We start from the raw sequence: 15,532 nt of genomic DNA, 5'->3' as shown, positions 1-15,532 counted from the left end.
TAAGTTGTAAGTTTCGGATTTATGCTTAAATTAGATTCGTGTTTATGCGTTTTTATCTTTTAATATGCATTAATGCTAGTGGTTCGAATTTATAAACCGATTTAATAATCTGAACATGAGAAAATCATTACTCTTCTCTGCTGCTTTAGGATTTTTATTGTTACCCGAACTCCATGCTGAGACTTGGGTGAAGGTGGCGTCTAGAGATCTTTTAGAAGGAGCATCTCGCCGAGGGATGCAACAGAATATCGTACAAGGTACGGTGTCTGATAAGGATGGTCCTATTGCAGGAGCATCGGTTTCTGTTGTGGGAACCTCAAAATCCACAATGACTGATTTAAACGGTCATTTTAAGATCGAGGCAACAAATGGACAAACGCTGCGCGTGTCCTTTTTGGGTTATAAACCAAGGGATCTTGTCGTAACCTCTTCCCAAATGAATATTTCGTTAGATAACGAGGATAAAGTTTTAGAAGAGGTTGTGGTGGTTGGTTATGGTCAGCAGAAAAAGGGACATTTAACCGGTGCAGTATCTTCAGTAAATGTTGAGAAGATTATGGGTGGTAGGCCTATTTCGGATGCTGGTCGTGGACTGCAAGGAGCGGTGCCGGGACTTTCAGTGGTGGTTCCCAGTGGTGAGGTTGGTTCTGATGCAGTATTAAGGATTAGAGGTCAAGTAGGATCGCCTTACGGAGGGGCAAGCCCTCTATTGTTAGTTGATAATGTGGAGGTTCCTAGTCTTCAGTATATTAATCCAAATGATATAGAAAGCATTACTGTTTTGAAAGATGCTGCTTCAGCCTCAATTTATGGAGCAAAAGCAGCTTTCGGAGTAGTCTTGGTGACAATGAAGAAAGGGGCTAAAACTGAAAGCAACAATGTAACTTATTCAAATAATCTTTCATGGCAGTCTCCATTTAAGAAAATTGAATTAGCAGGTATTGAAGGATTGGAATATACGGTTGATGCCCACGAAAATATGCGACAAGCAGGCCCTGCAGGTGGTTTTTGGCGTGTTGATAGAGCTAGTTTAGAAAAAATAAGAGAATGGCAAGATAAGTATGGAGGGGTTATAGGTAATAATGATCCGGTAGTTTATGGACGTGACTGGATATGGGATGGAACGCAAAAATTTGGCTATAGACTTTATGATCCTGTTGATGCAATGGTTAAAGATTTTCCTTTTTCTCATCAACATAATTTGGGGCTGAACGGTAGAACCGGTAGAACAAATTATTATTTTAGTTTAGGCTATTTGGGACAACAAGGTATGATGAAGCCTGCTCCTCATGATGATTTCAAACGTTTTAATCCTACTTTGAAAGTTTCAACAGAGTTAAGTGAACATGTCAGTTTAAGGGGGGCTGCACTTTATTCAGAAGGTACTAAAAGATATCCCAATTCAACAAACTCAACAGGATTTGCAGCTGACCCTTGGCTATATCTGTATAGGTGGTCTCTTTTATTTCCTGTCGGGGTTCAAGAAAATGGTAAAGATATCATTGATCCAGCTTATACTGCCAGAACTTCTAAAGATGCAGTTAAAACGGATAAATATCTAAATCTTAATCTTGGTACAACTGTTAAGTTTACTAAAAAATGGGATTTACAAGCCGATTATACTTACAGCACTTTGACTAAAGATTTTAAATCTTCAATACCTCAATTAAGTGCTAAGACACATTGGTATGGAGTGGAGCCTTGGAGGGATGAAAATGGGCGACAGATTTATGTAGATGAAAATGGAGTTCCAACTGATAATGGTGGGATGTTGGCCTATCAGTTTCCAATGACAGATTACGTTCTACCTGCTCAAACATTTTATGGACAAGAAAATAGATTTAGCAGAAAGCATACATTTAATGCATTTTCTACCTATAATTTGAATATTGCAGGAGGGCATGAATTTAAATTTATGGCCGGAACTAATATTGTTGCTAATGATGAAAATTGGCAATCTGCAAGCAGAAATGGATTGTTCGATTCTGAAGATCCTTTCTTTAATTTCGCAGATGGTACCGAAAAGGCATCAGGGTTTAGGGACTGGGATTCTCAAATAGGATTTTTTGGTCGTTTTAATTATGCTTTCAATAATAAGTACTTGCTCGAGGCAAATATTCGGAGGGATGCTTCGTCACGTTTTCCGTCTTATATGAGATGGAATTGGTATCCATCTGTCTCGGCAGGTTGGGTGTTGTCTGAAGAAAATTTATTGAAAACACTAAATCCAGTTTTAAGTTTTGCTAAACTTCGAGCCTCTTGGGGAAGTATAGGTGATCAATCTATTAGTAATGGATTGTATATGCGTGAGATGACGTCAGGAGGGAAAACAACATGGATTGGCTCTGCCGGAACACCAACAGTTATTATAGGGACACCGAGATTGGTTGGGGCAGGTTTAACATGGCAAGATATTGAACACCTGAATGTTGGAGTTGATTTAAAATTTTTCAAAAATAAATTTGGTGTTACAGCCGAATGGTTTGAGAGAAATACCAATAATATGATTATTGCAGGTGATTTTAGACCAGCAACTTTAGGTACTGGAGCTCCTCTGGGAAATTATGGTAATTTACGTACACGTGGGTGGGAATTGGAAATGGATTTTAACCATCGGTTCGAAAAAGGGTTGGGTTTAAATCTAATGGCAAATATCTCTGATGCAACTACATTTATCACAAAGGGTGCTGATTTTGAAACCCCATGGGAAGATAGATCGTTAAGTACAACCTATTCTACAGGAAGAAGATATGGAGATGTATATGGGTTTGTAACCGATCGTTTATTCCAGGCGGAAGACTTTGTGTATGATGCTAATGGTAAATTTGTACAAACTAACATCATTTACAATGGCACTAGTAAACGTACTAATATGCTGGCTGGAGATAACCCTGTGTATCAAACTTATTTCGAAGATGGTAATCAAACCTTGTTAATTAGTCCAGGAGATATCAAGTTTGTTGATGTTAATGGTGATGGATACATTGATGCAGGAAAAGGTACAAATGGATCTCCCGGTGACCGTGTGGTGATTGGAAACATTACTCCTCGTTATCAGTTTGGCTTTCGTATTGGTGCAGATTGGAAAGGTTTTGACTTAGCAGTATTCCTACAAGGAGTTGGAAAAAGAAAAATCTGGGGATCCGGACAGCTTGCTATCCCAGGATATTATTCAAAAGAGGGAGGGATGCCTTTAACTTTTGCGACGGATTATTGGAGGCCTGATCGTACTAATGCTTTTTATCCTCGAGCTTGGAATTATAATGGTGCTGATGAAGGTTACGTTATGCGGGCACAATCTAGATATATGTTAAACATGGCGTATTTGAGAATTAAGAATATTTCTATAGGATATACAATTCCAAAAACAGTAGTAGAAAGAGTTAAGTTATCAAATGTAAGATTCTTTATCTCATTAGAGAACATGTTTACGTTTGATAAATTAAGAGGCTTGCCAATTGACCCTGAGACGATTTCAGGATATTCTATGTTAAAAGATTCTAACTATAACTTAGGTAGAACGGGAACATCAAATCCTACTTTTAAGTCAGCTTCAGTTGGAGTTCAATTAGGTTTTTAATCATTAAAAGGAAAGAAATGAAATTTAAATATATATTATTCACATCAGCTATATTGCTTTCTTTTTCTAGCTGTGAAAAATTTCTAGATCGTCCTCCCCTGACAACATTAGATGACAACTCGAATGGGTGGACCAGTGAAAATAAGGTGAGGCTTTATGCTAACAAATATTACACGGATTATTTCGAAGGTTATGGAAGTGGTTTTTCTAGTGGTAATGTACCATTAATTGGTAATACAAATAATGATGACATGGTTGTTCTTGGTAATCAACCAAATTTAACTCGTTCGGTTCCTAATAGTGGTATTTGGAGCTATAGTAATGTACGGTCAATTAATATAATGATTGATCGAGTTGAAACAAGAATGAGTAATATTTTAACGGCTGAGGCCAAAAATCACTGGTTAGCTGTTGGGAAATTTTTTAGAGCCTTTGAGTATGCAGAATTGGTAAGAATATATGGAGATGTTCCATATATTGATAAAGAGGTTGCTGATACGGATCTGAATGAGTTGTACAAGGCTCGAACTCCACGTAATGAAGTGATGGATCATGTCTATGCGGATTGGCGTTTTGTATTGGATAATATTCGTACGAACGATGGAGACCAAAATTTAAATAGATTCATCGCGGCAGGCTTTATCTCTAGGTTAGCGCTTATCGAAGCATCTTGGCAAAAATACCATTACAATAATGCTGAGCGAGCTAAAAAGTTTTATGAATTGGTTGTAGAGTGCGCGCAGATTGATATGAACAGTGGTAAATATGATATTGTTACAGATTATAAATTACAATTCACGTCAAAAGATTTGAAAGGTAATAAGGATATGGTGCTGTATCGGGTTTATGATGGCGCTCAGAATATTCGCCATTCGATAGCTTCTAATAGTAATTTACAAGAGTCTACTAATAATGGACCTACTACTGATCTTCTAAAAGCTTATTTATGTACGGATGGCAGGCCTTTTGAAAATTCAACTTTAGCAGACGCGGCAAAATTTGATTTGGCTAACATGATTAAAACCAGAGATCCTCGTTTTGAGGCTACGTTTTACTCAAAACCTAATGCTTTAAACCGGAGCTCAATGTATTATATCACAAAGTATTTTCCTAGGGAAATCGAGAAGGCTGTAAAAGTAAATGGACAAGCTTTGCCAGCAGAGTATACAGGTGACAAAAACGAAACTGATGCTCCTGTTTTACGCTATGCTGAAGTTTTGTTGAATTGGATTGAAGCAAAAGCAGAATTAGAAACACTAGGGGGAGTGGCTGTTTCTCAGGATGATATAAATAAGTCTATTAATAAAATACGTCTACGTCCTGTGGCTCAAGAAGCACTTGATAGAGGGGTTAGTAAGGTGTCAAATTTAGTTTTGGGGGCCATACCAGTCGATCCAAATCGTGATCCTGAAGTTTCTCCGCTTTTGTGGGAAATTAGAAGAGAGCGTCGACTTGAATTTGCATTTGAAACTTTTCGTTTGACTGATTTAAGGCGCTGGAAAAAATTGGAGTATATCGATAATACTTTAAATAAAGATTTGATGTCAGGTGGATGGGTTAATTTTAGTACAGAGCTATCAACAGAGTTAGCGGCCAAGAATGTTAATGTATTGTCTGTTGTAGATTTAACTGGCAAAGAAACCATCTATAATGGTTCCAATGGTGGTTTGATGATTGGATTCTACAAAAACCAAACGAATAAGCCTCGTTTACCATTTTTAAATATAGCAAATATTAATCCTTATTTGACTCCTGTAGGGTTAGTTCAGATTGATCAATACGCATCCAGAGGTTACGTTTTGAAGCAAACAGAAGGTTGGCCTCAGAATTAATTTGATTGTTAATTTTAAAAACTGAAAAAATGAAATCATTAAATAAAATGTCAATATATGGGCTGGCGAGTCTGTTTGTGTTGATTAATCTGTTTTCTTGTTCAGATGATTTTCCTGAAGCTTTAGATTCTGGTAGCAATTTTACGGTGATAAAGTCGATTAAGATTGTTAGTGCAGGAGAAACAGGGAATGGAGTGGTTGAGGGGGTTGTAAATGAAGACACGAAAGAAATTACTTTTCCAAGATTAGATACCTTAACTAATTTCCAAAATTTGAAATTTGAAGCTGAATTATCAAATGGCGCAACATTGGATAAGGAGGTTTATCCAGTAACCTTTCTAGAAGGAGAGAGTGAAAAAACTATTGTTATTAAAGTACAGAATTTACCGCGTTATCGTGAATATTTGGTTAAACTTCGTTTAAAAGTTCCAGTTTATGGTGCAGATTTTAGCCTGCCTACTGTCTATGATTTTTCTGCAAATAAAGGCCCGGCTGCAGTTTATCCAGCTTTTGCAGGGCAACTTACAAGAGGAACTGGGTTTGATGGTAAATATGTATTAATTGCAAGTAGAGGAACTTCTGGTGTACATTTATTGGATGTCGAAAAGCTTAAAGTTAATGATAAAACACCAATTCCACTGTCTACTACCGGGGTTACGGGAGGTACTTATTCTTATAATATGGCTGCTCAGGTAAATGGACATTCTTACGTTGCTAGTTTGTCGGGGGCCGCTACATCTCCATTAAAACTCTACCATTGGGCTAGCCCCACATCTACACCGGAAGTAGTCGCGGATATTAATGTAGCTGCCATCCCAGGGGCGGCAGCACGTCATGGGGACAATTTTTCTATAGCTTTAGACGCTAATGGTAATGGTTATGCCTTTTTTACTTCTGCTACTTCTAATATTATCAGAGTTAAGATTGAAAATTATAACAGATCAACAGAGGTTTCTTTGATTAGTACAGCAACTAACTATGAGCAGTGGTCTACAGTTAATTTAGTCGGAAATACGGGAACTTATATTATAGGCGGGCATTCTAAGCCGATATCTTTAATTGATGCTTCGGGTAAGGCCTCTCATACTTTTGCTGTATCAACATTACCGATAGGCTCTGCTGATCCTAGAGTCATTAATTTTAATGGAGAGAGGTATTTATTGACAATAACAATTCCAAGGGGAGCTCCTAATGGTATAAATTCTGTGTTAAGAGTTTATAATATTACAAGAGGAGCAACTATAAATGATGCTTTTGTAGCTTTTGAACAAACCGAGAAAAAGCCTGTGTATGAGTTTCTAATTTCCGGAGCTACAAATACAGCTCCTGGTACTCAATCAGGATTTTATGTGGTTAAAGATGCAAAAGGTAAAGATCAAAAGCTAATGATTTATGGTGCTACTACAGACGCAGGATTTGCGATTATTGAGTTTCCAGTAAATATTGCTAAAGACTAATTTTCAACGGAATAATAGGGCATAATGATTTGAATTATGCCCTTTAGCTTTCGTTACATTTAATATAGATGATATGAAAAGACTACTCATTAACGCAGGTATTTTTGTTTGTTTGGCGCTGGTTTTAAATAGTTGTAGTAAAGACTCAGAAACTAAGCCTACACCGTCACCTGGTATAGAGCCACCTGTTTCCACAGATTTGAATTTTCCTAAGAAAGAAATGCGGGCAGCCTGGTTCGCGACGGTATGGGAATTGGACTGGCCTGGAGTACGAGGGGAAGCTGCTCAAAAGCAAAAATATAAAGACATGTTGGATCGTCTTCAAGAGCTTAAGTTTAATGCAGTGATTTTTCAGATTAAAGGAATGGCGGATGCATTTTACAACTCTCCTTATGAGCCATGGTCGGCATCAGTTTCCGGTACTAGGGGAGTAGACCCGGGTTACGATGTTTTAAAGTTTTTAATTGATGAAACACATGCCAGAGGTATGGAATTTCATGCCTGGATGAATCCCTATAGGATTTCTACCCGAGCGTCGGAGTCGGCTTCATTTGCGACACTACCGTCCACTATTCCTTCTTCCTGGGTTATTGATTTGCCAACCATTCGTATATATAATCCGGCTTTGCCAGAAGTGAGGCAGCGATTGAATGATATTGTAAAAGATCTGATTACTAAATATAATGTGGACGGGGTTCATTTTGATGACTATTTTTATCCTTCGGGATTCACCTATAATGATGATGCTGATTTTGTGAAATATGGAGCCGCTTATACAAAGAAAGATGATTTTAGACGTGGTAATGTTGAAAAGGCTATTGAAGGTGTTTTTAATACAATAAAATCGACAAAGCCAGAGGTTGTTTTTTCAGTTTCACCAGCTGCTAGCAGAACCTATAATTATAATACTATGTTTGCTGATCTGCCCAAATGGACATCTTCTGGATGGGTAGATATCCTAATACCTCAATTATACCAGGAAATTGGAAATTCATCAAATCCTTTTGAAGGAAATCTTGCAGATTGGACTCAGTTTAGGGGGAAAGCACAGCTTGTTATTGGATATGGTTATTATAAATTTGGCGCTTCGGATGGCGGAGCTGCATTTCAAAATGTAGATCAACTAGCAAGACAATTTGATTTGGCACAGAAAAACAAGTATGTTGTAGGTTCTGCGATTTATTCAGCTCGTGATGTTATCGCTAATAGAATTGGTATTACCAATAAACTAAAAGAGCTTTACAGTCATAATGTCGTTATGCCTTTTGCGGGTAGGGAAGTCGCTCCTAAGCCAACCGTTCCAACTAATTTAAGCGTAAGCGGTAATGAATTGACCTGGAAGGTATCCGGGGCCAATTTAAGAAGTGTGGTATATTATTTTTCAGATTTGAAAGCTACAGGTAAAGTTGTAGGTATCACCAATAATACTACAATGAATGTCGCAGAAAAAGGCTTTTATTGCGTAACAGCATTAAATGTAGATAATCTGGAAAGTGTAGCTACGTCAACCATAGAAAAGAAATAATTTAAATTGCCCTAAAAAGAGCTTGATTCAATCAACTAATCAAGCTCTTTAGATTAATTGATTACTAAACGATTAATAAAAATATAGAATCAAGTTAACCTTCCGATCTCCCAAACTTTGTACTACCAATCATAAGAAAATTAATCGATTTCCTTTGCGTTTTCAATAATATACAGCATTAAATCTAAGTGTTTTTGCATATAGTTTCTTGTGTTTGTGCGGCTATTTAGATTTTAACGAGTGATATTTTGCGTGTTTATGCGTTTTTATGAATTATTTTTGCCTTTATGAAAAACAATTATTACAATTTTTGGTTACAATTTTAAACCAACTAATTGATTATGAACAAGAAACTACGGTTATTACTTTTGTTCTTCTTTTTGTGCATACAAGCAATTACCGCACAAGAGAAAACAATTCGGGGTGTAGTTAAATCAGCGGCTGATAATATGCCGCTGGCGGGTGTAGCGGTTACAATTAAGAATTCTAGCGCAGGTACACAAACTAACCCAGAGGGTAAATTTACCCTAAAAGCTAAACCAACAGATGTTTTGGTGTTTTCGTATTTGGGTTTCGTAACGCAGGAAAAAACTGTGTCGAATGACAATGATCTAAACATTTCGATGGTAGAAAGCAGCCAGGCTTTAAGCGAGGTAATAGTTACAGCGCTGGGAGTTAGGCAAAATAAAAGATCTCTGGGGTACTCGGTGCAGGAGATCAGTGCCAAAGACTTGGAGTCTACTAATCAAACAAATGCTCTGAATGCACTTAAGGGGAAAGTAGTCGGTGTGCAAGTCACCGGATCCGGAGGAGCGGCGGGATCTGGTTCTAGGGTTCAGGTAAGGGGGATAAATTCCTTAAGTCCAAGTGCAGACAATCAGCCTTTGTTTGTGATAGATGGGATTCCGGTTTCGAATGCAACGGATAATTTTACTTCAAATGCCGGTACGTCGATCAATGATAATTTTCAGACGACAAATCGTATAGCGGATCTCAATCCAGATGATATTGAAACTATGACTGTGCTGAAAGGCCCGGCGGCGTCAGTGCTTTATGGTCTGCGGGCGGCAAACGGAGCCATCGTTATTACAACCAAATCAGGAAAATCCGGAAGGACAGAGGTGTCATATAAGACTTCTTATAGTTTAGATAACGTGGTTAAAACACCGCCAATTCAGACACGATATGGTAATGGAAATAACGGCGCCCTGGCCAGTAGTGTAAATACCTGGGGACCACCAATAGGTCCCGATACAAAGGTTTATAATCCCTATGATTCGTTTTTCGGAACTGGCCACCAATTTCAGAACTCCTTAACTATAAGCGGAGGTAATGAAAAAGCTAGTTATTATACCTCATTCTCAAATTTTGACCAGAATGGAGTTACCCCAAATTCAGATTATGGAAAAACTTCAATAAAACTTTCAGCCAATTACAAAACATCGGAAAAATTGAAATTCGATGCTTCTGCCAACTATATAAAATCGGGAGGCACCAATCCAAGAACGGGGATAAGTTCTGGTGCTATTTTCTATCTTATGCGTCATACCAACACCGTTGACCCTGCAGACTACCTAAATCCAGATGGATCTCAAAAAGTGTATAACACAGCGATAGATAACCCCTTTTATTTTGCACATAACTCTTTCTTAACCGATAATGTAAACAGGATTATTGGAACGGCCGGCGTAGATTATTCGCCTAATAGCTGGCTGAACTTCAATTATAAGATAGGGATTGATAATTACTCTGATTTTAGACAATCTTTTAATGAGGTTGGGCTTTTGGTATCCAGACAAGGCTCTATGACTGAACAGAGAATAGGTTACACAGAAATCAATTCGAATTTTTTAGCGAGAGGAACCAAGCAATTTACAGATGATTTCTCGGCAACTTTATTGGTAGGACAGTCTATCACCGATATAAAGCGCAGTAATTTAGTGACTTCAGGTTCACAGGCCGTAGTGGCTAATCTTCGAAGTATAAATAATTATGTAGTTTATACTACAACTTCTATCCGGCCGGAAAGATATATCATTGGGGTATTTGGAGATTTAAAGCTTAACTATAAAAATCAGCTATTTTTGGATTTAACCGCCAGAAATGACTGGTCCTCTACGCTTCCAAAAGATAATCGTTCATTCTTTTATCCATCCGCCAGTTTAAGTTATGTTTTCAGCGACGCGTTAAAGCTGGATAATGATTCTTTTTTGTCGTTTGGAAAGCTAAGGGCGTCTTACGCTGAGGTGGGGAAAGACGCTGATCCCTACCAAATAGGTATTTATTATAATACCTTGCCAGCCTTTGCAGGTGTAAGTGGTATCACGAGAGTAACTACTTTCGGTTCAGAGACTTTAAGACCTGAGCGCACAAAAGGACTAGAATTTGGAACAGAATTAAGATTCCTGAAAGACCGGATTATGTTGGATGTAAACTATGCGATTACGAATAGTGTGGATCAGATTGTTCCTGTTCCGGTAAGTTATGCAAGTGGTTTTGATTTGTGGGTAACAAATGCCGGCGAAATCAGAAATAATTCTTTAGAAATGCTTCTTAATGCGAACTTGGTTAAAACCACGGATTTTAGTTTAGATGTGAACCTAAATTGGTCTCAAACAAAAGGCAGAGTGCTTTCGATGCCAGAAGGAGTAAATGAAATTACTTTCAATCCCGAAAGTCCATGGAATAAACAAATTATTAAAAAAGGAGGCAGACCCGGAGATTGGTATGGTTGGCCTTATATAAGGGTTAAGGATGATCCATCCGGAAAATATAACGGAGAGCTTCTAATTGGCCCTGACGGATATCCCATTGTTCCGCAACCACTATCGGACAATTACCTTATAGGTAACGCCTTCCCTGATTGGATTGGTGGGTTAGGATCTTCATTATCTTACAAAAATTTTGATTTCTCCTTTCAATTCAGCTTCAGAAAAGGTGGTTACGTTAATGATATTGTAAAATGGCAGCGTTACATTACCGGAATTGGAGCTGAAACGGAAATGCGTAATACTATTGTAGTATTTAAAGGTGTGAAAAATACAGGAACAGCGCAGGCGCCACAATATGTTCCCAATGATATACAAGTTAATATAGACCAAAATTTTTATAATAACGCTTTCCAATATAGGTTGGCTTCGGAAAATAACGGTTTCCAAGATGGTTCCTGGATAAGGCTTCAGAATGTAGCTTTGGGATATAGATTGCCAAAATCTGCTTTGCCAAAAAGTGGTTTTGTTAAATCTGCTTCTGTTTCTGTTACGGCCAATAATTTATGGCTTACAACGCCTTTTGTAGGTTTTGATCCGGAATCCAGTACTTACGGATCTGCATCAAATGCGGTAGGTTATGTAGGAACAGGTATACCGGCTACAAGGAATATTTATTTTGGACTAAATGTTACATTCTAAGGTTTTAGATTATGAAAAAGATGAAATTTAACACCATTATGCTTGCCTTAGGAGGAATCTGCTTGCTGGTATCCTGTAACAAGCAATTGGATATTAACGATGATCCTGAGAAGTTAAAAGGGTCTCAGGTTACGGTTGCAGGCTTGCTTCCTTCTGCCATTCAACAAACGGCAACTTCTTTTTGGAATGCAGGCCAATATGGTAACTTTTATCCGCAATATCTTGCAGGTAATTCAGGACAAGCGGCAAACATAGATTCTTATAACCCCTATGGGTTTGATAATATATGGGAATCTGCTTATCTAAGGGCGTTACCCACTCTAAAAGATATGATAGATAGAGCAGAACAGGCAAACTTGCCCCATTACGCGGGTATTGGTAAGTTGTTGACAGCTTTAACACTGATGCAGTGTTCCGACATTTGGGGTGATATTCCTTATTCCGAGGCTTTTAGCCAGGCCGCAAATTTGAGCCCTAAATATGATTCACAGGAACAACTTTATAATGTCACTATTAAAGGGTTGCTTGATAATGCGATTACTGATTTATCAAAGCCATTACCAGATTTGGCTGCTTCGAGAGTAGGAACAACCGATTTGATTTATAAAGGAGATATTCCGAAATGGCTTAGGGCTGCTTATTCTGCCAGAGCTCGTTATTATATCCATCTTTCCAAGAAAAATGTGGCAAACGCTGCATTGGCAGTTGCAGATGCCAAGAATGGATTTAACAAAGATACCGGAGCTGAGGATTTACAATTGTCTTATACTTCTGAAAGGAATCATCCGTGGTATACCAACCTGTCCATTGCCACCCCAGCTTCCAGATATGCCAGGCCATCTAAATACATTATTGATTTGATGAACGGTACAAGATATCCTGGACTTGTGGATCCAAGATTGCCAATTCTGGTTGATAACGGCGGTGCAGCTGTTTATATCGGCAGACCGGTAGGAACTCAGGATAACGAACAGGGAGCTAACCTGGCCAATACTGATATTACCGCGAATACCTACTATGGTAAAATGACTTCTCCGGTTCCAATTATTACCTATTCTGAGATTCAGTTTATTAAAGCCGAAGCATTGTTTGCAACAGATAAGCAACTTGCTTACGAAGCCTATCTGGAAGGAATAAGAAGCAGCATGCTGAAGTTTGGTGTCAGTGCAGGGAATATTAGTACATATACTAGCAGCCCTTTGATAGCTAAGGGAGCTAATAATTTTACTTTGGCTGATATCATGATGCAAAAATACATTGCTTTGTTCTTGCAAATGGAAACATGGACGGATATGAGAAGATACCAGTACGATACCAATGTTTATATAGGATTGACGAAACCATTTAAGAATTTATTAGGTACAGAATGGGTTCAGCGGGGGAATTATGCAGATAATGAGCCGGGAAGAAATCCTAATGTTCCGAAAGTAGCCAGTCAGGCAGTGAAAATATGGTTGTTTCAGTAAATTATAGTGTTATGAAATTATTCAATTTAAAATATATGCTTTTAATTTTGATAGGAGCCACGTTTTTGCAAGCATGCGAAAAAGATGCTGATCAATGGTTGAAAGATAATGTCACTGTTATAGGGAAAGTTCCTGTAATAGCAGCTTTTTCGGTAACACCCGCTCAGGCTGACAATAAGGTGCCAACGGGACAAACTATCAAACTGGATTTAAGATATTGGTCGGATGAACCGATCGACAAAATTGAACTGCGTTCTATGGTTGGTACCGGAGGAACTTATCAGCTGGTGGAAACGAAACCTTATCAATCCGCTTACTCTGTAAAATCTAAAACAGATTCATTAATTTTTAATTATACAGTACCTAATGTTGCCGTTGGTACAGCAATAAATATGGAAGTTACGGTAGTTAATAAAAATACTTTGGTTAAAAAATCAGTTTTAGCACTAGCAGTAAAATAAGCTGGTTTTAACTCGAAGAGATAATCTCTAAATTGATGCATCGTCATGATTTAAACTTGCCTGTCTGTTTACTTATTGTATATATGGCAGGCAAGTTTTTTGTTATAAGCCGTTCACTTTTGACTTTCTTCCGAGAACAGAAATACAGTTGACCACACTTAGCTGTGAATTTTTGTTTTGAAACGACTTCTTTTTGCTTTTGAGGTTCGTTAGTTTCTTTGTATATTGTAGCTCAACGACTTAATTTTAGACTATGGAAAAAAGAGAACTTGGGAAATCCGGGATTTTCGTATCTCCAATAACTTTTGGAGGCAATGTTTTTGGTTGGACTATTAATGAAAGCCGCTCATTCGAATTGTTAGACATATTTCTTGATTCGGGGTTTGATTTTATTGATACCGCTGATACCTATTCTTATTGGGCTAATGGAAATGTTGGCGGTGAATCTGAAACTATTATAGGGAACTGGGTCAAGTCCAGAGGAAATAGAGAAAAAGTGAAAATAGCCACGAAAGTCGGATCGGAAAATCGTGAACATGGGAAAAATATAACCAAAGATTACATTTTAAAAACTGTAGAAGGATCGTTGAAACGCCTTCAAACCGATTATATAGACCTTTATCAAACACATTGGGATGTACTGGAAACGCCTGTTGAGGAAACATTATCTGCTTATGATAAATTAATTAAAGAAGGAAAAGTAAGAGCCATAGGAGCATCTAATCTTTCGGCAGAAAGGCTGAAAGAATCTTTAGAAGTATCGGACAAAGGTTTGCCAAGGTATCAGACATTTCAACCTCATTATAACCTATATGCAAGAGAAGGCTTCGAAAAGGAATTAGAGCAATTATGTTTGGATAATAATCTGGGAGTAATTAATTATTCTTCTTTAGAATCCGGCTTTTTAACCGGCAAATACAGAACTGAAGAAGATTTGGTTAAAAGTGTGAGAGGAGAAGGAATGGCTAAGTATTTTAATGAAAGAGGGAAAAGGATCCTGACTGCCTTAGATGAGGTTGCTGCGAAACATAATAGTGCTCCGGCTGCGGTATCTATGGCATGGTTATTAAAAAGACCGTCTATAACGGCGCCGATTGTAAGTGCTACAACAAAGGATCAGTTGAATAGTATTCTATCTGCTGCTTCTTTAAATTTAGATTCTCAGGATATAGAAAAGCTAAATCAAGCCAGTGTTTATTAGCAGTACTAAAGAAAATGGGTTAGAATTTGCTTCTAACTCATTTTCTTTAGTATTTTTTCGATCGTATTTATGTTTCTGGATGTAAATTGATCTTTTAAGCTTTTTTTTCCTAAAACCTTACCAAACGTAGAGTCTAAGGTGTTTCCTTTTGGAACTTGCCAATAAAATGCATTTTTTACAATTTTTCCCCTCTCCAGTTCTGTTTTTAAAGATTGCTGAAATTCTTTCAATAAAATTTCTTCGACTCCTCTATTCCCAATAAAAATATAAATATGCAGATCGTTTGATTGTTCGTACGGATTGTTTTTAATAAGTTCTGCTATTTGTAGTTCGCTTAGGATAAATAAAGAGGCATCATAATTAAAACGGGAAGACATTGCTTTTTCTAAAATAGATTTCAGATTGTCTGTGTTGTCTCCTGAAGAGAAAATAATATTTCCACTCGCCAGGACAGAACTGACTTTGTCCATTCCGGTATCTTCGAAAACACGACAAACGTCTGCCATTTTCATGTTAGTCCCTTTTACATTTACACCTCTAAGAAAAGCACAATATTCCATAATTATTTATCGTTAGGTCGAAAATAAATGTTCTTATTCA

At 37.7% G+C, this 15,532-nt stretch carries 9 protein-coding genes; 8 read left to right on the top strand and 1 reads right to left on the bottom strand.

Annotated elements, in window-relative coordinates; genetic code table 11:
• Positions 1-115: 115 nt before the first annotated feature.
• The 8 genes from PEDSA_RS09275 to PEDSA_RS09240 all read left to right on the top strand — a co-directional run bounded on the left by PEDSA_RS09275 (position 116) and on the right by PEDSA_RS09240 (position 14,932).
• Entirely contained in the window at positions 116-3,580 is a 3,465-nt protein-coding gene (locus tag PEDSA_RS09275; RefSeq protein WP_013632899.1) for a SusC/RagA family TonB-linked outer membrane protein, read from the top strand.
• 17 nt (positions 3,581-3,597) lie between these two features.
• Complete coding sequence (locus PEDSA_RS09270; protein WP_013632898.1) at positions 3,598-5,412, top strand: RagB/SusD family nutrient uptake outer membrane protein; 1,815 nt, start codon at positions 3,598-3,600, stop codon at positions 5,410-5,412.
• A 29-nt stretch (positions 5,413-5,441) separates the two neighbouring features.
• Positions 5,442-6,869, top strand: coding sequence for a DUF4623 domain-containing protein (locus PEDSA_RS09265; protein ID WP_013632897.1), 1,428 nt, complete (start codon positions 5,442-5,444; stop codon positions 6,867-6,869).
• 73 nt (positions 6,870-6,942) lie between these two features.
• Positions 6,943-8,394, top strand: a complete 1,452-nt coding sequence (locus tag PEDSA_RS09260) for a glycoside hydrolase family 10 protein (protein ID WP_013632896.1) — start codon at positions 6,943-6,945, stop codon at positions 8,392-8,394.
• 341 nt (positions 8,395-8,735) lie between these two features.
• Positions 8,736-11,804, top strand: coding sequence for a SusC/RagA family TonB-linked outer membrane protein (locus tag PEDSA_RS09255; RefSeq protein ID WP_013632895.1), 3,069 nt, complete (start codon positions 8,736-8,738; stop codon positions 11,802-11,804).
• A gap of 11 nt (positions 11,805-11,815) precedes the next feature.
• Positions 11,816-13,270, top strand: coding sequence for a SusD/RagB family nutrient-binding outer membrane lipoprotein (locus PEDSA_RS09250; RefSeq protein ID WP_013632894.1), 1,455 nt, complete (start codon positions 11,816-11,818; stop codon positions 13,268-13,270).
• Between the two features lie 11 nt (positions 13,271-13,281).
• Complete coding sequence (locus PEDSA_RS09245; protein WP_013632893.1) at positions 13,282-13,731, top strand: hypothetical protein; 450 nt, start codon at positions 13,282-13,284, stop codon at positions 13,729-13,731.
• Positions 13,732-13,984: 253 nt separating this feature from the next.
• Positions 13,985-14,932, top strand: a complete 948-nt coding sequence (locus PEDSA_RS09240) for an aldo/keto reductase (RefSeq protein WP_013632892.1) — start codon at positions 13,985-13,987, stop codon at positions 14,930-14,932.
• Between the two features lie 32 nt (positions 14,933-14,964).
• Here PEDSA_RS09240 and PEDSA_RS09235 read toward each other — a convergent pair whose 3' ends face one another.
• Positions 14,965-15,492 carry a DUF1697 domain-containing protein gene (locus PEDSA_RS09235; RefSeq protein ID WP_013632891.1) on the bottom strand — a complete coding sequence of 176 codons (528 nt, stop codon included), beginning with the start codon at positions 15,490-15,492 and terminating at the stop codon, positions 14,965-14,967.
• Positions 15,493-15,532 lie beyond the last annotated feature (40 nt).

The sequence above is a fragment of the Pseudopedobacter saltans DSM 12145 genome (assembly GCF_000190735.1).
GTDB lineage: Bacteria > Bacteroidota > Bacteroidia > Sphingobacteriales > Sphingobacteriaceae > Pseudopedobacter > Pseudopedobacter saltans.
The sequence above is the reverse complement of the archived record's forward strand: the minus strand, read 5'-3'. Positions and strand labels throughout refer to the sequence as shown.

Bases quoted from the DNA above. Each gene is read 5' to 3' on its own strand.
- PEDSA_RS09265 (WP_013632897.1), top strand. From the start codon at position 5,442: ATGAAATCATTAAATAAAATGTCAATATATGGGCTGGCGAGTCTGTTT.
- PEDSA_RS09240 (WP_013632892.1), top strand. From the start codon at position 13,985: ATGGAAAAAAGAGAACTTGGGAAATCCGGGATTTTCGTATCTCCAATA.
- PEDSA_RS09250 (WP_013632894.1), top strand. From the start codon at position 11,816: ATGAAAAAGATGAAATTTAACACCATTATGCTTGCCTTAGGAGGAATC.
- PEDSA_RS09270 (WP_013632898.1), top strand. From the start codon at position 3,598: ATGAAATTTAAATATATATTATTCACATCAGCTATATTGCTTTCTTTT.
- PEDSA_RS09245 (WP_013632893.1), top strand. From the start codon at position 13,282: ATGAAATTATTCAATTTAAAATATATGCTTTTAATTTTGATAGGAGCC.
- PEDSA_RS09235 (WP_013632891.1), bottom strand. From the start codon at position 15,492: ATGGAATATTGTGCTTTTCTTAGAGGTGTAAATGTAAAAGGGACTAAC.
- PEDSA_RS09255 (WP_013632895.1), top strand. From the start codon at position 8,736: ATGAACAAGAAACTACGGTTATTACTTTTGTTCTTCTTTTTGTGCATA.
- PEDSA_RS09260 (WP_013632896.1), top strand. From the start codon at position 6,943: ATGAAAAGACTACTCATTAACGCAGGTATTTTTGTTTGTTTGGCGCTG.
- PEDSA_RS09275 (WP_013632899.1), top strand. From the start codon at position 116: ATGAGAAAATCATTACTCTTCTCTGCTGCTTTAGGATTTTTATTGTTA.